Genomic DNA, 19,296 nt, shown 5'->3' on the forward strand with positions numbered 1-19,296 from the left:
ACCGGGGCCCGCCGTCATTCTGGTTCAGCTGTTGATCCGGACCGCGGCGAACCGCCCGACTGTGTAGTTCTCGATCGCGTTCGCCTCCTTGTTCGCATCGACGGCCAACCCGATGTACACCCGGTTGCTCCGCATCGGGATCCGCTCGTACCCGATCCGGGTCCACTGCAATGAGTCGGTCCCGAGGTGGCACTCGAACTCGGTGCCGCGCTTGATGATGCGGATCCAGTACTCCTTCGGATCGAGCTCGGAGTCGTCATACGGGTAACCGCCCACGCTCGCCTCGTCACCGTTGTAGCTGATCCGGGACACCATCCCCTTGTATCCGCTCGCCACCCAGCTGAGCCCACCGGTGAAGTAGGGCGAGTCAGGTTTCAGGGACTCGCGAATCATCAGGCCCGCGTAGGCGCCCTCATAGGTGCGGTCGATCCCGTCGATCCGGGCGATGATCTCCACGACGTCGTTCTCCCGGGCGCGCACCCGCTGGTGCAAGAACTGGAAGGCGTCCTCGCGGCCACGAATCTTGCCGGCTCCCTTGAGCACGACGTCACCGGACACGTCGTCGATGAAGGCCGAGCCTGGGATTGCCACGTGACCGATATCGGTCGATCTCCAGTCCCCGAGCCGGGAGGTGCGGTTCACATGAATCGGCGTGCCGGTTGAGTCCGCCTTCGCTCCCAGCTCGTCCCGCGCCCGGGCCACCAGGTAGTAGGTACCATCGGTCGCCGCCGGCCAGGTCAGCTCGAACGGGGCGCTGGTCGCGGTGCCGACGAGCTCCTCATTCACGAAGAAGTCCACACTCTCGATCGCGGCACCGCCGGCCCCCTCGGCCTCTGCGGTGATCTGCACCTGCTGCCGTTCGGCGGTCGAGGTGAACACCTGATGGGGTGCCGGCGAGGTGATCGTCACCGTCGGGCTCGCGCCGGTCGAGGTGATCGAGTTCAGGTACACCTCCAGGTTCGTGTAGCCGGAGCGGTCGCCTGCTGGCGCTGCAGCATCGTCCGGGTTCTCCGGGTCCAGTCCGTGCTCGACCTCCCAGGCGTCGGGGATGCCGTCATGGTCGGAGTCGACCGGTGGGTCACCCCCGTCGATCACGGGGTAGCCGCCGACCTCGTTCTGGGAATTGATCAGCCGACCCGTACCGTTGCGCACGTCCGCCAGCAACCGCGCGTCCACCGAGTCGTACCGGGGAACAGAGCAACCGACGTCGGCGAGTACATCCTCATAGGCCTCTTCGGCTGTCTTCTCCGGAAGGGCGTTCACGAACTCCACCGGCTCCGGGAGCAGGTCGATTCCGCCGGCCGGGAAGCCGATGCCCACCACGTTGTCGGCGGTGACGTCCTCGTACCCCTCGATCAGATTCTCGGCCACGTACCAGCTGCCCCCGCGGTTCGGCGTGACGATCTTGTCGCCGACATCGGCCAGAGTGGCGGGACCGGGCTTGTAGTAGTTCCCGACCATGTTGATCCCCTCGGCCCACTCGCCACCATAGGCCGTGGTGAAACCGTGGTTGTAGATCACGTTGTACCGCTGGTCGACAAGCTGCTTCATATCCTCCACGAAGCTGTACCGCGGGTTCCGACCGCCCTGGTGGATGAGCAGGTTGTGGTGATACGTGACGTTCTGGCCGCCCCAGAGACCGCCGTAGCCGTGCCGCCCCTTCTCGTGGGCGGACATGGCGAGCCCCTCAGCGATGATGCAGTACTGCACGGTCACGTCGTAGTTGCCGTACAGCGAGAAGCACTCGTCGACCCCCAGGAGATCGAGCAGTGGTCGATCACCAGATTCCTCCGGGTCTCGCCGTTGAACGCGTCGATCGGGGTGCCCATCATGTCACCAGCCCGTACCCGCAGGTACCGGATGATGATGTTGTCGCCCTCGATGTTGAACTCGTTGTTGATCACGGAGATGCCGTCGCCGGGCGCTGTCTGGCCGGCGATGGTGAGGTTGGAACCGGTGACGTCCAGGCCGCTTTCCAGCTCGATCGTGCCACCCACCCGGAACACCACGACGCGGTTGTCCCCGGAGACCGCTTCCCGGAGTGAGCCTGCACCGGAGTCGGCCAGTGTCGTGACCTCGTACACCTCACCTCCCCGCCCACCGGTCGTGAACTTGCCCGCTCCTTCCGCCCCGGGAAAAGCCGGCACGGTGTTGTCGACGACGGCGGCGGGCTGCGGCGGCGGGTCTGCGTAATTAATGGGATCCGACGAGAGAACGTCGGGATCGGCGGACGCGCTAGGGCTGCTCAGGCGCTCGATCGCGACCAGAGCGGTCCCTGCCACGGCCGCTCCGGCGATCAACCCTCGCCGGCTCAGTCCGGATTGTGTGGTGGTCATCGTTGGTCCTCCCATACCGGTGGCATACCATCGAACCTATGGGCATCGCACTTGAGCGTCAACCCTCCTGCCATACAATGGTTCACCTTGAATGCCAGCCAGATGCCGTTTGACCCTCATGAGGCATCATCGGACGGCTCGGTGTCTTGCACAGCACCACGAGTGCCGGTTAGCATCGCCAAGCCGCATGTTCACGACGAAGTGTGTAAATATGCAAGGGAGCCCAGTGCGTTTCACGCTCACGCGACGACCGGTACCCGCAGGGTCCGGACGTTCTCACCGGTCAGCGCGGCGCTGGCGCGGTCGGCCAGGGATGTGTGCCGGCACCGCGAGTGCCGCGACTCGACGTCGACCCGGCCGGCTGCCGGCTGCACGCGCCGCACCACCGGGGCCGAGTTGCTGCCCGACCGCTACGCACTGACCCGCTGAAGGGATCTTCGAATGGGCAAGTACATGATCCGGCGCGTGGGTCTGATGCTGATCACCCTGGTCGCCATCTCCTTCGTGACCTTCTGGATCATCCAGCTTCCACCCGGCGACTATGTGTCCACCCTGGTGGCGCAGGCCGAGTCGCGGGGCGAGACCATCAGCCCCGAGCAGATGGCTGCGCTGAGGGCCCGTTTCGGCCTGGACGACCCGTTCCTGCTGCAGTACTGGAACTGGATATCGAGCATCATCTTCCACGGCGACTTCGGCCAGTCCTTCGCCTGGAACCGGCCGGTCTCGACCCTGATCTGGGACCGGGTCGCGCTGTCCTTCTTCCTCTCGATCAGCACGCTGCTGTTCGTCTGGGCGGTCGCCTTCCCGGTCGGCATCTACTCGGCGGTGAAGCAGTACTCCATCGGCGACTACGTCGCCACCTTCTTCGGCTTCGTCGGCATGGCCATCCCGAGCTTCCTCATGGCGCTGTTCTTCCTCTGGTTGGGAGTCAGGTACTTCGACCAGAGCGCCGGTGGACTCTTCTCACCGGAGTACGTCGATGCCGCCTGGAACCTCGGCAAGGTCCTCGACCTGATGTCTCACCTGTGGCTACCGATCCTGATCATCGGCATCTCCGGAACGGCGGGCCTGATCAGGATCACTCGGGCCAACCTGTTGGACGAGCTCTACAAGCCGTACGTCATCACGGCCCGCGCCAAGGGCCTGCCGGAGTGGAAGCTACTGCTCAAGTATCCGGTGCGGATGTCCTTGAGCCCCTTCTTCAGCACCATCGGATGGTTGCTCCCCGGCCTGATCAGTGGCGAGACGATCATCTCGATCGTGCTCAGCCTGCCCACCACCGGCCCACTGCTGTTCGGCGGGACGCTCAGCCAGGACATGTACCTCGTCGGCAGCTTCATCCTGATCCTCAGCACACTCACCGTGGTGGGCACGTTGATCAGCGACTTGGCGCTCGCCTGGTGGGACCCCCGAATCCGACGCCGCTACCAGGAGAGCTGACTCATGCCGGAAGAGACAGACCGTTCCCTCGACCGCGTCGGGGCCAGGGCAAGCGAGGGCGCCGAACTGCACCCTGCCGGTGCGGGCTCCACGATGGTACAGGCCGGCATGGAGGTACCCAAGCCGGCCCCCGGCGATGACGCGGCGGGGGGAGCACCGACGCCCGACCCGAGCAGGGCGGCCGCCGTGCAGGGCGGAACGGCGTCACAGTGGCAACTGGTGTGGCGTCGGTTCCGCAAGCACAAGGTCGCCTTCGTCTCCGCCTGGGTGGTGCTCGCCATCTACTTCGTGGTGGCGTTCGCCGAGATCTTGGCCCCGACCACCGCGACCGCGCAGAACCCCGACTACACCTACGCCCCGCCTCAGGAACTGCACATCTACCACGAGACCGAGGGCTTCGGGCTGTACGTCCACGACCTCCTGGTGACCCGCAACCCGGAGACGTTCGCGAACGAGTTCGAGATCGACGAGAACAGCTACATCCCGGTCGGTCTCTTCGTCAGCGGCGAGCCGTACCAGATGTGGGGCCTGTTCCCGATGGACCTGCACCTCATCGGTCCCGAGAACCCCGACCACACGTTCCACCTGTGGGGCGCGGACCGCGCCGGACGCGACTCGCTGAGCCGGATCATCTACGGCTCCCGCGTCTCGCTCTCGATCGGCCTGGTCGGCGTGGCAGTCAGCCTGATCCTCGGTGTTGTCCTGGGCGGCATCTCCGGCTACTACGGCGGAAAGCCGGACACGCTGATCCAGCGGATCATCGAGTTCCTCATGTCGATCCCGACGTTGCCGCTGTGGTTGGCGCTCTCGGCAGCAATCCCCGCATCCTGGGGACCGTTGGCCCGCTACTTCGCGATCACGGCGATACTCTCCGTGATCGGCTGGACGGGGATGGCCAGAGAAGTCCGAGGGAAGTTCCTCTCGCTACGAGAGGAGGACTTCATCACCGCCGCACTGCTGGACGGCTGCAGCAGACCACGGATCATCTTCCGCCACATGGTGCCCTCCTTCTCCAGCCACCTGATCGCCTCGCTCACCATGTCGGTCCCAGGGATGATCCTCGGCGAGACGGCACTGAGCTTCCTCGGGCTCGGTCTTCAATCCCCGGCGGTGAGCTGGGGGGTGCTCCTCCAGGATGCGCAGAACATCCGGACGATCGAGACGGCACCGTGGCTCATGCTTCCCGGTCTCGCACTCTTCGTCACAGTCCTGGCCATGAACTTCGTCGGAGATGGATTGCGTGATGCAGCAGACCCCTACAAGTGACCAGACCGCCGCACGTCGGCTGGATCCGGACGCACCACCAGTGCTCCAGCTGCGCGGCCTGCGCACCGAGTTCCAGCTCGACGACGGTGAGGTGCAAGCCGTCGACGGCGTCGACCTCACGATTCATCGTGGCGAGACGCTGGCCGTCGTCGGCGAGTCAGGCTGCGGCAAGAGCGTGATGGCCCGATCGATCCTGCAACTGGTGGACCGGCCCGGCAAGATCGTCGGCGGCCAGGTCTGGGTGCCCCGGCCCCCGGCCGACGAGGTGGAGGCAACGGCACGCAGATCCAGCTTCTTCCGCGGCCGGCTCAGGCGCAGAATCAAGCCAGAGGTGGACACCGGCGCCGCACCCGAGGGCATGGTCGGGATGATCGGCGCCGACCCTGCCGTCATCCGCGCGGTCCGCGGGAAGCGCATCGCGATGGTGTTCCAGGAGCCGATGACGTCCCTGTCCTCGGTGCACAAGGTGGGCGATCAAATCATCGAGGCGATCCAGCTACACAACCCGGTGAGCAACGAGGTCGCCCGGGACAGGGCGATCGATCTCCTCCACCGGGTCGGCATCGCGGCACCCGAGACACGTGTGGATGCGTATCCGTTCGAGTTGAGCGGCGGGATGCGACAGCGCGTGATGATCGCGATGGCGCTCTCCTGTGACCCGGAGCTGCTGATCGCCGACGAACCGACGACGGCACTTGACGTCACCACCCAGGCGCAGATCCTGGAGCTGCTGGCATCCTTGCGCGACGAGCTCGGCATGGCGATCATGCTGATCACCCACGACCTCGGCGTGGCGGCACAGCTCGCAGACTCGGTCGCGGTCATGTACCTCGGAAATGTGGTCGAGCGCGGTGAGATCACAGAGATCTTCCGGAGTCCGCGCCATCCGTACACGCAGGCGCTGCTGAACTCCATCCCGAAGCTGGGGCAAGGCAGCGACGTCCGGCTGGCGCCGGTGCGTGGAATGGTCCCGCACCCCTTCGCCCGGCCCAGTGGCTGCCCGTTTCACGACCGGTGCGACTTCTTCCAACCCGGTCGGTGCGATACCGCAGCACCACCGTTGATCCGCGACGAGCAGGGCCACGAAGTCCGCTGCGTGCTCTACGAGGAGACCACATGAGCCAGGACACCCAGGCAGTCAGCGACACCTCCGAGGCGGGCACCTCCGACCTGCTGCTGGAGACTCGCCAGCTGAGCAAGTACTTCCCGATCAAGAAGGGCATGTGGGGCCGGACAGTCGCCCAGGTCAAGGCCGTCGATCGCGTGGACCTGCAGGTCAAGCAGGGTCAGACCGTCGGGCTGGTCGGTGAGTCGGGATGTGGGAAGAGCACCCTCGGCCGGTGCATCCTGCGGGCGTACGAACCCACCTCCGGAGAGATCCGGTACCGGCGCGACGACGGCGAGGTGGTGGATCTGGCACCGCTGACGGAACGACAGCTCAAGCCGTACCGGCAGAGCATCCGGATGATCTTCCAAGACCCGTTCTCCTCCCTGAACCCGAGGATGACCCTGGCGGACATCATCGGCGAGCCGTTGCGGGTGAACGGGGTGATTCCGGAGTCGGAGATCGAGGACCGGGTCGCCACGCTGCTCCGCCGCGTCGGGTTGCGGCCCGAGTACCTGCGCCGCTACCCGAACGCCTTCAGCGGGGGCGAGCGGCAGCGGGTCGGCCTGGCCCGAGCGCTCTCCCTGAATCCTCGGCTGGTCGTGGCCGACGAAGCAGTCAGCGCTCTCGACGTCTCGGTCCGGGCCCAGATCCTCAACCTGATGAAGGACCTTCAGGCGGACGAGGACCTGACCTACCTGTTCATCTCCCACGACCTGGGCATGGTCGAGTACATGGCCGACGAGGTGGTGGTCATGTATGTCGGCCACGTCGTGGAGACCGGGCCCACTGCCGACCTCTACCGCCGGCCGAACCACCCCTACACCGAGGCGCTGCTCTCGGCGGTGCCGAACCCCGACCCGAGCGCAGCACGCGCCCGGAAACGGATCGTGCTCCAGGGTGAGGTGGCCGACCCGACCAACGTCCCCTCCGGCTGCCCGTTCCGCACCCGGTGCGCCTACGCGCAGGAGAAGTGCAGGACCGATGTGCCCCCGCTCCGGGAGATCTCCCCCGGGCGTCGCGTGGCCTGCCACTTCAGCGAGGAGCTCGGGCTGCGTGGGATCGAGGACCTGGTGGCATGACAGGTCGACCCTGTCTCGCCCCGCACCCTGACGGCCGGGGCGCCCCGGCTGGTCCGCTCGGACTGCTCTACCGACCCCACCAAGAAGAGGAGAACGACGATGTTTCCCCACCTTGATAATTCGAGTGCTCACCAGCCGATGTGGTCGCGCGCGGTCAGCCGCCGGTCCCTGCTGCTGACCGGCGGCGGACTCGCCGCCACCGCATCACTGGCGGGTTGCTCGTTCTTCGACACCGACCCGGCACAGAACGGTGACGGTGGTGCGAGCTCAGGGCCGAAGGGTCCGGAGGCGCCCTCGCTGGCCGCCCAGGTGGAAGCCGGGGACCTGCCACCGGTCGAGGAGCGACTGCCGAGAACACCGCTGGTGGTGGAGCCGAACGCTGAGATCGGGCAGTACGGCGGCACCTGGCGCTCGGCGATGATCACCCAGGACGACACGTCCTGGTTGGACAAGACGGTCGGCTACGAGCCGTTCGTGCGCTGGGCACGGGACTGGACAAACTCGCCGGGCACCGAGGAGATTCTGCCGAACATCGCCGAATCGTTCCGTGAATTGGAGGATGGATCGGTCTTCGAGTTCACCCTCCGGGAGGGACTGCGCTGGTCCGATGGCGAACCCGTCACAGTCGACGACTACCGCTTCGCGTTCGAGGACTGCAACGCCAGTGCGGAGTTCCACCCCTTCGGGATCTACAGCATGTGGACCAACCCGAGCGACGGCTCCCCGGCAACGTTCGAGCAAGTGGACGACTGGACGATCCGCTACATCTTTGATGGTCCGAAGCCCGGCTGGCTGCACGAACAGTGCCGCAACCGGGTGATGGTGCTGCCGAAGCACTACCTGAAGGAGTTCCACCCCACCTACAACCCCGACGTCGATGAGCTCGTCGCAGCGGAGGGTCACGACGACTGGATCCAGCTGCTTCAGGTGAAGAGCCAGAACTGGATGAGTGCGGACCTACCGACGCTGCACGCCTGGAGGCTGGTCGAGGCCATCGGCGACGGCGATGCTGTGGTGTGTGAACGGAACCCCTACTACTGGAAGACCGACCCGGACGGGTCGCAGCTGCCTTACATCGACGAGTTCCGTGCCGACATCCTGCTGGACCCGGAGGTCGAGGTCCTCCAGATCACCAATGGCGACCTGGACATGCAGATGGGGCACTTCAACACCATCGAGAACCTGCCGGTCATCTCTGACAACGCCGAGAGCGGGGGCTATCGGCTCTTCGACGTGGGGCCGGCTGGTACGAACGCCATCGCCCTGGCATTCAACCAAACCATGACCGAAGGCCCGTTGGCAGGGCTGTTCCGGAACAAGGACTTCCGCGTCGGCATCTCGCACGCCATCAACCGCCAGCGGGTGATCGACTCGGTGTACTCCGGTCAGGCAATCCCGTGGCAGATCGCCCCGCTGGAGGGGCAGTACGGCTACGACGAGGAGATGGGCACGCAGTACACCGAGTTCTCGGTGGAGAAGGCCAACGAAGCACTGGACCAGGCCGGACTCACCGAGACCGACTCCGACGGGATCCGGCTGTTCGAGGGATCACCTGTCGAGTTCTCGGTCCTGGTGCGGTCGGAGGAGTCGGGCCACATCGACGCGCTCGAGCTGATCGTCGCCGACTGCGCAGAGGTCGGGATCCGGATGAACGTCCAGCCGGTCGCCGCCAGCCTGTTCTGGGAGCGAGTGGAGGCGGGCGCATCTGTGTGCAGCGTCTCCGATGCCGGCTTCTACGAGCCGCGGCCGACGATGGGGTCCAACCACTACTGGGTCCCGTCCAATCCGCGCGGTAGCTCCATGTGGGGCCACGAGTGGAGCACCTGGTGGCGCAGCGACGGCTCCGACGGGTCCAGGCCACCGGAGCCCTGGCGCCGCTCACTCGACCTTTTCGAAGAACTCCTGCACACCTACGACACTGAGGAGGCCTCGGCACTGAGCCAGGAGATCCTGGCGATCGCCAAGGAGCAGTTCAACCTCATCGGCGTCTGCACCCGTCCCACCACCTACGGGATCGCGACCAACACCATGGGCAACGTCCCGGCCAGTCTGCCTGGTGAGAGTGCTTACACGGCACCGGGTCCGAGCCACCCGGAACACTACTTCTTTGGAGTACAGGATGGATAAGCGGTTCGACGGCCGCCTCAGGCGCTCTACCACCGATCCCGAGCTGACCGAGGCTCTCCTCCCGGTGTTGCATCCGGTGGACAGCCATGCCGCGACGCTGGTGGAGACCAGCGCTGGCGACCTGCTCTGCGCCTGGTTCAACGGGCCCCAGGAGGGTGACCGCGAGACCAACGTGGTGCTTTCCCGCCTGCCCGCCGGAACGGCGCAGTGGGAACAGCCGCGACTGATGGCCGCCGACCCGGACCGCTCGGAGCAGAACCCGGTGCTGTTCCGAGCGCCGGAGGGTCGGATCTGGTTGCTGCACACCTCGAACACCCCGCACCACCGCACCGACGCCCACGTGCTTGCGCGCGTCTCCGACGACGATGGGGCCACCTGGTCTGAGCCGGAGACCCTGTTCACCGGTCCTGGCTTCTTCCTGCGCAACCCGCCGCTGTTCCTTCCTGATGGCACCTGGCTGCTCCCGGCCTATCAGGTGGATTCCGACGGCGAGTACAGCGTGGTGGCGCTCAGTGCCGACGACGGCCGCAGCTGGGAGGTGCGCGAGGTACCGGGGAGCCGGCATCGCGTGCAGATGAGTATCGCCCCGCGCAGCGACGGCAGCCTGCTCGGCCTGTTCCGGTCCCGGGCGGCGGATCGGGTGTACGCCTCGGAGTCCACCGACCTGGGCCGCACCTGGACCGCGCCGGTGCGCACGACGCTGCCGAACAACAACTCGGCGGTGCACCAGATCGCCCTCGCGGACGGGCGGCTCGCCGCCGTCTACAACGACGCCACGATGGAGCGCGACCAGTTCCGCTTCGTCCCCTCCGGGGACAGCTGGCGGAAGAAGGCGGTGCGCACACCGCTCACGCTCGCGCTGTCCGACGACGGCGGCCGCACCTGGCCGGCGCATCGGAACCTTCAGGTGGCCGACCTCGAGTACAAGGATGCCCCGGCCGGCTACTCCTACCCGACGATGATCCAGACCTCCGACGGCGCCCTGCAGATCGCCTATTCCTACCTCCGCAAGACCATCAAGCACGTTCGGCTACAGCCCGAGTGGATCGCGCGGCAGACGGAGGCCGGCCTGGCGCTGGATACGACCGAGGACGCCACATGACCAACCGACCGGACGCCGTCGAGCGGTGGGGGCTGTACGAGATCGAGCTGAACGGACCTTCGGCCGGCAACCCGTTCATCGACGTCGAACTGACCGCCACCTTCCAGCGCCGGAACCGGGAGGTGAGCGTCGGCGGCTTCTACGACGGCGACGGCCGCTACCGGATCCGGTTCAGCCCGGACCAGGAGGGCCGGTGGACCTTCCGCACCCACAGCGGCGCAGCCGAGCTCGACGGCCGGACCGGGGAACTGAACGTGACTCCTCCCGGCCCGGACAACCACGGCCCGGTGCACGTCGCCGGTGGATCCACCTTCCGCTACGCGGACGGCACCCGGCACGAGTCGTTCGGCACCACCTGCTACCACTGGACCCACACCGGCGACCGGGCGCACGAGGCCGAGACGCTCGCCTCGCTCGCCGACTCTCCGTTCAACAAGGTCCGGATGTGTCTGCTGCCCACCGGCGGGATGCGTCCGCCGCGGCTGGCGTTCGTCGGGGACGAACCCGGCCGGCTGGACAAGACGCGGTTCGATCCGGAGTTCTTCGCGCACGTCGAGGAACGCGTGCTCGACCTGCAGCGGCTGGGCATCGAGGCGGACCTGATCCTCTTCCACCCCTATGACAAGGGGCATTGGGGGTGGACGACATGACCGCCGAAGAAGACCGCCGGTTCGTGCGCTACGTCGTCGCCCGGCTGGGAGCCTTCCGCAACGTGTGGTGGTCGATGGCCAACGAGTTCGACTTCAACAAAGCGAAGACGATGGCCGACTGGGACGATCTGCTGCAGTACCTGCAGCGGATCGACCCGTACCGCCGGCTGGCCTCGATCCACAACGGCACCGCCATGTACGAGTACGCCTCCGTCTACGACTTCAGCAAGCCGTGGACGACGCACCAGAGCATCCAGCACTGGGATGCCGGGCTGACCGACGAATGGCGCCGCCGCCACGCCAAGCCAGTCGTCCTGGACGAGATCGGCTACGAGGGAGACATCAGCCGGCGGTGGGGCAACCTGAGCGGGCGTGACCTCACCCGGAGATTCTGGCGCACGATGGCCGGTGGCGGATTCATGGGCCACGGCGAGTGCTACGTGGACTCCAAGCCGGCCTGGATCTCCGCCGGCGGCCGGCTCGTCGGCGAGAGCCCCGCCCGGATCGCTTTCCTCCGCCAGGTGATCGCCGAGGGCCCGCCGGACTGGATCGCGGCCCGCGCCGACGGTTACCGGCTGGACTACCTGGGCGAGCGCCGGTACGCGCACCACGACCTGGACCTAGGCGACGACGAGCACACGGTGGACCTGATCGATACGTGGGAGATGACCGTGACCACACTGCCGGGCAGCTACCGAGGCCAGTGTCGGATTCCGTTACCGGACCGCACCGACCTGGCGGTGCGGGTTCGGAGGACAACGTGAGCAGCACAGCATCGCCGCGCACCGTCGAGCGCTGGGACCTGATCGAGCTCGATGTCACCGAGGTCCACGCCGCAGAAGCGACCTTCAGTCATTCCGGCCGGTGGGCCGTGGCCGAACCGGTGACCGTCGGCGGGCGCCGGCTGATCCGGTTTGCACCGGACCTCCTCGGCAGCTGGGAATACACCGCGACCGGTCCGGACGGCGGGTCGCTCGGGACCGGGTCGTTCGAGTGCGTGGCCGCCGAGGGCGAGGACCCTGGCCCGGCGGGCGTGCGTGGCACCCGGTTCACCCACGCCGACGGCGCCGCGCACCATCCGCTCGGCACCACCGCGCTGTGGTGGCATGAGCAGGACGCGGAGGCCCGCGCCGGATCGCTGGCCACGCTGGCTCGCTCACCGTTCAGCGCAGTGCGGATGTCCGTTCTGGCACGGGGCGCCACGACGTGGCCCGAGCCGGCCGAGCTGGAGGACGTCGAGAGCGCTGTGGTGGCGTTGCGGGACACCGGCTTCCAGGCCGAGCTGGTGCTGTTCGACGCTGAGGGCCTGGCTCCGGGCCATCCGGGCTGGACCGAGCACCTGCTGCAGGTGGTGCACCGGTTCGCCGCCTACCGCAACGTGTGGTGGTGCCTCGCTCTGGATGCGGACCGCGCCCATGTGGACGCCGCTACGTGGGACGAGGCGCTGCGCCTGGTTGCCGAGGCCGATCACGGCCGGCGACCGCGCACCGTCCACGCCGGGCCACGGTTCGACTTCGGACGCCGGCTGATCAGCCACAGCAGCGTGCGTGACGACGCGCAATGGGAAGCGATCGACCCCGTGCGTGCATTCGGCAAACCGGCATTGCTGGACGTAGGCACCGAAGGGGACCTACCGACCCCGACCGGTGGCCGGACCGCCGAGGATCTGGTCTCACTGGCCTGGTGGGCACTGGTCCGCGGCGGCTACTTCTGGCACGCCGAGGAGTTCGCGCGGCACTCCTGGAGCCGGCACGGTGGCAACCTGAGCGGCGAGTCCGCACCGCGGCTGGAGTTCCTTGCCGGTGTCCTCGCGAGTGCCCCGGCCGATCTGACACGCGATCCTGGCGAGTCGAAGACGTTCACCCTCTCCCGGCCCGGGCAGTACTACCTGCAGTACCACGGGCTGCACCGCTACTCGACGCACGGCTTCAGCGTTCCCCACGACGCCGAGTTCGCCGTCGAACTGCTGGACACCTGGAACATGACCGTCGAGCGAGTACCCGGCACCTTCAGCGGCGAGTTCGTGCTGGACCTGCCACGCAAGCCGTACCTGGCCGTACGGGTGACGCGATGCTGAACCAGCACGAGGTGACCGGCTTCATCACCGGAGCGCCCGCCACAACAGCCGACCTCCCGGGGTTGCCGGAGCAGCTCAGCCGGATGCTCGTCCTGTCCACGGGTCGGCCGTGGCGGGAGCAGGTGCCGGGACTGACCGATGCCGAGACCACCACGGACGGTGACGCACTCCGGGTCGCAGGCCGGGTCGGACCACTCCGGGTGCAAGTGCGCGCCCAGCTGACCGAGCGAGGACTCGAGCTGGACCTGGAGTGGCACAACGACACCGCTTCGCGGATCGAGGACCTGGTGGTCGGGCTCCGGTTGCCGGGCCCCGCCGGCGCCCAGGTGACGATCCCGCAGGTGGTGCTGCACGACAATCCTTCCGCCGACCCCGGTGACGCGGTGGGGGCTGCGGTGCCGCACGTGAGCCGGGGCGGGTTCGTCACCGAGCTGCACCGGCTGCCGATCCCGGCCGTCTGCCTGCAGGACGAGGCGGGCGGCACGTTGACCCTGGTGTCCCTGCCCGATCCGGACGAGGACGCCGAGGGCCGCGTGCGCTACGGCTCGCTGGGCGCCGTCTCCGGCGACGACACCTATGCGCTCGGACTGAGCGGAGCCACGCTGTTCGACGGTGAGCCCGATGTCACCTACGTGCACAAGGCACGCACAGCCGCCTCCGAGGCCGGCTATCGGGACCTGCCTCCCGGCCAGACGCTGCACCAGCAGTTCGTCGTGGACCGGGGATGGGCCGAACCCGGGCACGGCTTCCGCCGGCTGGTGCATCTCGGCCGCACGCTGTTCCACAGCGCCGAGCGAGCGCTGACCGGTCCGCTGGACGATCGCCGTCATGTGGACCTACGCCTGGCCGCCCTGGACGCGCGCGCGTTCGTCGACGGCGAGGTGGCCGGCTACCTGAAGTTCCCCTCCTGGGGCGCGCCGCGGAAACGGCCTGGGCGCCCGGCTGTCGACTTCCTCTACGGCTGGACCGGACAGTGCCTTCGGCTGGCATGGTGCGAGGCGTGGGTGGGCCTGGAACGGGGCGAGCAGGATCGCCTCGAGCGAGCTCTCGCCGTCACGGAGTTCTACCTGCACGGGTCCAGGACCGCTGTGCCCGGGCTGCGGTACAACTCCTACCTGCACGACGAGCGCCGCTGGCAGGGCCTGCGCCGTCGGGGGCGCGAGGTCATCTCCGCACGAGCACACGGCGAAACCCTCAGCGACCTGGCCGACATGATCTCGCTGCTGCGCCGCTACCAGGTGCCGGTACCGCCGGCCTGGCCCGCCGCGCTGCAGGAGGGCGCCGAGTTCATCAGCACGGCGACGCTGCCCTCCGGACTCGTGCCGCTGGGGTGGACCGATGACGGCCGGCCGGTGACCGACCCGCCGTGGTCGGCCGGTATCCCGGCGGTCCGCGCCATCGCCCAGGCCGCGCAGGTCTGCGAGCAACCGGCCTTGCTCACCCGTGCCGTGGAGCTGGGCGAGGCGTACCACGAGCTCCACGCCCGGACCTTCGAGCGACCGTTCGCGCACTCCACCCTGGATGCCGCGTGCGAGGACAAGGAGGGCGGCCTCGGCTACTTCGAACTGCTGATGACGCTGCACGACCTGACCGGCGAGCAGGAGTACCTGCAGCGAGCGCAGGTGGTGGCTGATTGGCTGCTCTGCTGGGTCTACCACTGGAATCCGCAGCACGACGCCGACGCCCCGCTGCGCACCGCGGGCTTCAGCGCCATCGGCTGGCCCGGGGTCAGTGTGCAGAACCACCACCTGGACGTGTTCTTCCCCAGTTTCGACCTGTGGCGGCTGGGCCGGCTCACCGATGACACCCACCTGCAGCACTGGGGCCGGACGATCGTGGCCGCGATGGGTCAGGGCGTGTGCACCGCGCCGGGAGAGTGGGGCTTCGACGTGGTGGGAGAGCAGGGTGAGGCGTTCTTCGTCACCAACTGGCAGGACCAGGGCCACAGCAACACCTGGAACCCGTCCTGGGTGATCGCGCTACCGCTGTGGCAGCTGCTGCGGTTCGCCGATGCCGAGATCGGAGTCGACCACGTCCCGCACGATGTCCGGTCCGGCCACCCGGCCGACGGGGCAGTCCCGCAGGCGTAACCGGCGGATCGGCGCCTGCGGCAGCCCGATCAGCCGCAGCCCGCTCCCGGCCGACTCGGCACTGACCCGGTGCACCTCGATATCGGTGACCTCGGGCGGGTGCGCCCCCTCGGTCACCCGGCCGTAATCGAGGGCGATCTCCAGCACTGCCTGGCGCACCACGCCCACCTCGATGTCAGCGAACAGGATGTCGCGGATGTGGCCACCGCGCTCGGCGTTGGTCTTGATCCGCAGGGCGCGTTCCAGGTCCGGGCTGGACATCTGGCACCGGTAGGCCACCACATCCGAGACTCCCCGCTGGTTTCGCTGCCCACGGTGACCCCGCCGTGACCGGCCCGCATCCGGCAGTCCCGCACCACCACTCCCGCAGTGGTCTCGTCGGGGTGCCAGCCGTCCGGGCCCTTCGCGGCCTTGATCGCGATGCAGTCGTCACCGGTGTCGAACGTGCAGTCTTCGATCAGCACATCCCGGGAGGACTCCGGGTTGCAGCCGTCGTTGTTCGGCCCGTGGCTGTCCACCAGCACCCCGCGGATGGTGACATTGCGGCACCGGACCGGATGGATGGTCCACATCGGTGAGCGATGGAACGTCACCCCGGAGATAAGCACGTTCTCGCAGTCGACGAACTGCAGCAGGTTCGGGCGCAGGTGGTCCCCCGGGCCGAACACGCGCTGAGCCACCGGCACACCCTCGGCCGCGGCCGCCAGGAGTCGCTGCTTGGCCGGGCCTTCGTGCGGCGCCGGCTTCTTCACCCAGTTCCACCAGTGCTGCTCGTCGGCGCCGCCGTCCACCACGCCCTCACCGGTCAGGGCGATGTTCCGCCGTCCGAAGGCATAGAGGAACGGCGAATAGTTGTAGCAGTCGACGCCCTCGTACCGGGTACGGACCGGCGGCAGGTAATCCTCGGGGTCGTCGCTGAACGCCAGCACCGCTCCGGCGGCCAGGTGCAGCTCCACATCGTCGAGCAGATGCACCGCCCCGGTGCGGAACCGTCCGGCCGGGACGAGCACTCGCCCACCTCCGGCTGCGGAGCACGCCGAGATCGCGTCGGCGAACGCTGCCGTGCAGTCGGTCGCCCCGTCCCCGGTCGCGCCGAACTCGGTGATATCCAGGACCCGGTCGGCGAACTCCGGCGGTGCCACCCGGGAGAGGATCTGCGCCGCGCGTGCCTCGGCGCTGCCCGGACCCGCCGGAAAGGCGTCGCTCATCGTGCTCCTTTCGCGTGATGTGCGCAATCATCGTAGCGTCAGATGCGTATACTGCGCAGACGGCGCGGGATCAGTCCCGTATAGAGGTCCCGTGCCGCAGTCCATCCTCGACGGGGGTAGCCATGCCCGACGCTCACCTGTCTCCGGCTGGTGCCGGTGCGTGCGTGGACACTCCGCTACGCCTTCGGTTCGACCGTCCGGTCGAGATCGGGCAGCGCGGCCGGCTGCGCGTGCATCGCGGCGACGGTGCCGTGGTCGAGACCATCGACCTTGCCGATCCGGAGGTAGGCCGGCGACCGATCGGCGGCGCCCGGTCCGACTACGGCGAGCTCCACCAGTGGCACTACCACCCGGTGCTGGTCACCGGTGGGGAGGTGACCGTCGTCCTGCCCGACGCCCTCGATCCGGACGAGGACTTTTTCGTGACCGTGGATGCCGGGTTCGTCCGCGGCCACGGCGGCGTCACGGCTGAGGACGGCTGGCACTTCCGCACCCGAACCCTGCCGTCAGCCGGCGCGACCAGGCTGGAGGTGGACGCCGCCGGAGGGAAGGACTTCTGCACCGTGCAGGGCGCGGTCGACGTCGTCCCGGAACACCACGACCGCGAGGTCCTGATCGCGATCGCGGCCGGGACCTACGAGGAGATCGTCTATGTCCCGCAGACCAAGCCGCACCTGACCTTCCGTGGCGCCGGCCGCCGTCGGACCGTGATCAGCTACGCCAACAATGACCTCCTCAACGGTGATGCGGCGATGCGCGGGGAACCGATCGAGATGAGCTGTTGCCCGAAGCGGGTGATCGAGCGATCCGACCGGTTCAACTGCTGGCGCGCGGTGTTCGGCATCGACGCCGACGACGTGCGGGTGGAGAACCTGACGATCCGGAACAGCACCCCCGCCGGCGGCGGCCAGGCGGAGGCGCTGCGCGGCAACGGCGAACGGATCACCGTGCGCAACGTCTCGCTGCTCAGCCACCAAGACACGCTGCGGCTGCAGGGGCGTTGCTACGTGGCGGACAGCTACATCGAGGGCGATGTGGACTTCGTCTGGGGCACCGGTGGCCTGTTCGTCGAGCGCACCGAGCTCAAGGCGCTCGGCCGGGGCTACTACACCCAGATCCGCAACACCGACGACGGTCCGGGGGCCGTCTTCGTCGACGTCCGGTTGACCAGGGCGACCGGCGTGCCGGACGGGTCCAGCTACCTGAGCCGGGTGGAGCTCTCCCGGTTCGGTGGGAGTCAGGTGGTGTTCATCGATACTGCGATGGACGCGCACGTCGCCGCCACCGGCTGGGTCACCACCGATGTCAACGACGCGTGGGACACCTCGCGGCTGCGGCTGCAGGAGTACGGCAGCACCACCCTCGACGGACACCCACTCGACCTCAGTGGACGCGCGCCCGTCGCTGGCGAGCTGGACGCGGACGGGGCTGCCTGGTTCCGGAGCCCTGCCCACGTGCTGGGCGGGTGGGATCCTCGGTGAGCCGGGCCGTCGACCGGGGGCCACCGGCAGGGGCTACCGGCGGCACCAGCGCAGCCGCTCGGCGAAGTCGCCGAGGAACTCCCGCCGGTAGGCGCTGATCCAGCGCGCACCAGGCCAGGGACCGACTGCTTTGCCGGGAGCCGGGTCATCACTCCACCACCGAGGGTGCCGGGTCGAGACCACCGCTGCCGCACTCTCGGTCGGAGTGACGGCGGTGAACGCACCGACACGGCTGTCGAGGTCCGCGTGTGAGCTCTGCAGCCGGTAGGTCACGGCACCGGCCTGGTAGACGCTCAGCCGGAAACAGAGCCGGCTCCCCGTGTCGTGGCCGGCCGGGAACGGCCCCTGGGTTCTGTCGTTGACCACGAGGTGGGTCCGGTCAGTACCGGTATAGTTCGGCGGCTTCGGCAGCGAGATCTCCACCACGGCGTTCACCTCGGCCACGTCCTCGATCGTGGTCAGCCGCTCGAATGAACGCTTCCGACCGTCCCAGAGCGGCACGAACCTCCCACCCCAGCTCGGCGTGGCCGGGTCCTGCGAGCCGTGCAGCAGCCAGGTGACCGTGGGAGAGTCGCCCATCTTCAGCCGCGGCAGCTGCGCGGCGAAGAACGACCCGAGCGCGCCGCTGCCAGCCGCGTGGTTGCGGACGAACTCGGCGTTCTCCGGCTCCGCCGGCTCGTCGGAGTGAGTCTCGAAGAAACCCCGGTAGGTCGAGTTCGACTCGATCATCCGCAGCGTCGGGTGCTGCTGTTCGATGTAGTCGTAGGCGTTGACGCTCCACATCGTGTTCGGCCCACCGATGTAGTGCACCCGGATGCGCTCGGCGATGTCAGGGGCGTCGTGCAGCGCCTGGGCCACGTCGTCCAGGCCGCCCCAGACCAGGACGTCGAGGAGCCGATCGTCGCCGTCACGAGCCCGTTGGACGATCCACGTCGACCCCTCTGTTGCGCCAGTGGCTCCGTGATGGTCGGCAAGGTGCTCGGAGCCTTGCTTGACCACCGCACGTAGGGCTGCCGGCTCGGGGAAGTTGCCGTGCCGGCGTAGCTGGTCGAGGTCCCGGGCGTAGCAATCGATCACGCGGTGGATGTCCGCCGCGCGGCCCTTGCCGTACGGGGAGGCGATCAGTCCCTCGATGTCCAGGACGTTCGCATAGAGCAACAGGTGCACCATCGACTGGAAGTCGTCGGGGTCGGTGCCGCCGATGTCGGTGGAGACGAGCACGCGTGGGGGTCGGGCAGCGGGCATCGGCGCAACCACTCCTCACCCCGGTCTCGTTGCCGGGCAATAGCCAGCCTAGTCAACCGTGCATGGTCAGTCACGTGCGAGCTCCAC

General features: G+C 67.9%; 16 protein-coding genes. 11 read left to right on the forward strand and 5 right to left on the reverse strand.

Going from position 1 to position 19,296, the window contains the following annotated elements; genetic code table 11:
* Positions 1–24: 24 nt before the first annotated feature.
* From BLU77_RS13660 to BLU77_RS22940, 3 genes are all read right to left on the reverse strand, one after another.
* Positions 25–1,716, reverse strand: coding sequence for an Ig-like domain-containing protein (locus tag BLU77_RS13660; RefSeq protein ID WP_089773662.1), 1,692 nt, complete (start codon positions 1,714–1,716; stop codon positions 25–27).
* The gene (locus BLU77_RS13665; protein ID WP_089773663.1) at positions 1,713–2,336 is read right to left on the reverse strand and encodes a hypothetical protein; all 624 of its coding nucleotides are present in this window, start codon (positions 2,334–2,336) and stop codon (positions 1,713–1,715) included. Before BLU77_RS13665 ends, BLU77_RS13660 begins: the two co-directional genes overlap by 4 nt.
* 239 nt (positions 2,337–2,575) lie before the next feature.
* Positions 2,576–2,710 (reverse strand): hypothetical protein, encoded by a 135-nt coding sequence (locus BLU77_RS22940; protein WP_281242109.1) that lies wholly within the window; start codon positions 2,708–2,710, stop codon positions 2,576–2,578.
* A gap of 67 nt (positions 2,711–2,777) precedes the next feature.
* On the opposite strand from BLU77_RS22940, the gene BLU77_RS13670 reads away from it, so the two are divergent.
* The 10 genes from BLU77_RS13670 to BLU77_RS13710 all read left to right on the forward strand — a co-directional run bounded on the left by BLU77_RS13670 (position 2,778) and on the right by BLU77_RS13710 (position 15,275).
* Positions 2,778–3,776 (forward strand): ABC transporter permease, encoded by a 999-nt coding sequence (locus BLU77_RS13670; protein ID WP_089773664.1) that lies wholly within the window; start codon positions 2,778–2,780, stop codon positions 3,774–3,776.
* Positions 3,777–3,779: 3 nt separating this feature from the next.
* The gene (locus BLU77_RS13675; RefSeq protein WP_217632458.1) at positions 3,780–5,042 is read left to right on the forward strand and encodes an ABC transporter permease; all 1,263 of its coding nucleotides are present in this window, start codon (positions 3,780–3,782) and stop codon (positions 5,040–5,042) included.
* Positions 5,020–6,162, forward strand: a complete 1,143-nt coding sequence (locus BLU77_RS13680; RefSeq protein WP_089773665.1) for an ABC transporter ATP-binding protein — start codon at positions 5,020–5,022, stop codon at positions 6,160–6,162. Before BLU77_RS13675 ends, BLU77_RS13680 begins: the two co-directional genes overlap by 23 nt.
* Entirely contained in the window at positions 6,159–7,229 is a 1,071-nt protein-coding gene (locus tag BLU77_RS13685) for an ABC transporter ATP-binding protein (RefSeq protein WP_089773666.1), read from the forward strand. The genes BLU77_RS13680 and BLU77_RS13685 overlap by 4 nt, the downstream gene beginning before the upstream one ends.
* 99 nt (positions 7,230–7,328) lie before the next feature.
* Positions 7,329–9,356 carry an ABC transporter substrate-binding protein gene (locus BLU77_RS13690; RefSeq protein ID WP_089773667.1) on the forward strand — a complete coding sequence of 676 codons (2,028 nt, stop codon included), beginning with the start codon at positions 7,329–7,331 and terminating at the stop codon, positions 9,354–9,356.
* On the forward strand, positions 9,349–10,458 hold the full coding sequence (locus BLU77_RS13695; protein WP_089773668.1) for a sialidase family protein: 1,110 nt from the start codon (positions 9,349–9,351) through the stop codon (positions 10,456–10,458). The genes BLU77_RS13690 and BLU77_RS13695 overlap by 8 nt, the downstream gene beginning before the upstream one ends.
* On the forward strand, positions 10,455–11,108 hold the full coding sequence (locus BLU77_RS22375; RefSeq protein ID WP_217632459.1) for a DUF5060 domain-containing protein: 654 nt from the start codon (positions 10,455–10,457) through the stop codon (positions 11,106–11,108). The genes BLU77_RS13695 and BLU77_RS22375 overlap by 4 nt, the downstream gene beginning before the upstream one ends.
* On the forward strand, positions 11,105–11,872 hold the full coding sequence (locus BLU77_RS22380; protein ID WP_217632460.1) for a DUF5605 domain-containing protein: 768 nt from the start codon (positions 11,105–11,107) through the stop codon (positions 11,870–11,872). Before BLU77_RS22375 ends, BLU77_RS22380 begins: the two co-directional genes overlap by 4 nt.
* Entirely contained in the window at positions 11,869–13,185 is a 1,317-nt protein-coding gene (locus BLU77_RS13705) for a DUF5605 domain-containing protein (protein WP_089773669.1), read from the forward strand. Before BLU77_RS22380 ends, BLU77_RS13705 begins: the two co-directional genes overlap by 4 nt.
* The gene (locus tag BLU77_RS13710) at positions 13,179–15,275 is read left to right on the forward strand and encodes a YyaL domain-containing protein (RefSeq protein ID WP_089773670.1); all 2,097 of its coding nucleotides are present in this window, start codon (positions 13,179–13,181) and stop codon (positions 15,273–15,275) included. The genes BLU77_RS13705 and BLU77_RS13710 overlap by 7 nt, the downstream gene beginning before the upstream one ends.
* Before the next feature lie 113 nt (positions 15,276–15,388).
* Here the strand turns inward: BLU77_RS13710 and BLU77_RS13715 are convergent, their stop codons facing one another.
* A complete protein-coding gene (locus tag BLU77_RS13715) occupies positions 15,389–16,483 on the reverse strand; it encodes a glycoside hydrolase family 28 protein (RefSeq protein ID WP_217632461.1) in 1,095 nt (364 codons plus the stop codon).
* Between the two features lie 122 nt (positions 16,484–16,605).
* On the opposite strand from BLU77_RS13715, the gene BLU77_RS13720 reads away from it, so the two are divergent.
* The gene (locus tag BLU77_RS13720; RefSeq protein ID WP_175477105.1) at positions 16,606–17,964 is read left to right on the forward strand and encodes a pectinesterase family protein; all 1,359 of its coding nucleotides are present in this window, start codon (positions 16,606–16,608) and stop codon (positions 17,962–17,964) included.
* 33 nt (positions 17,965–17,997) lie between these two features.
* Here the strand turns inward: BLU77_RS13720 and BLU77_RS13725 are convergent, their stop codons facing one another.
* A complete protein-coding gene (locus BLU77_RS13725) occupies positions 17,998–19,209 on the reverse strand; it encodes a DUF1593 domain-containing protein (protein ID WP_089773672.1) in 1,212 nt (403 codons plus the stop codon).
* Positions 19,210–19,296: the final 87 nt, after the last annotated feature.

The organism is Ruania alba (assembly GCF_900105765.1).
Lineage (GTDB): Bacteria > Actinomycetota > Actinomycetes > Actinomycetales > Beutenbergiaceae > Ruania > Ruania alba.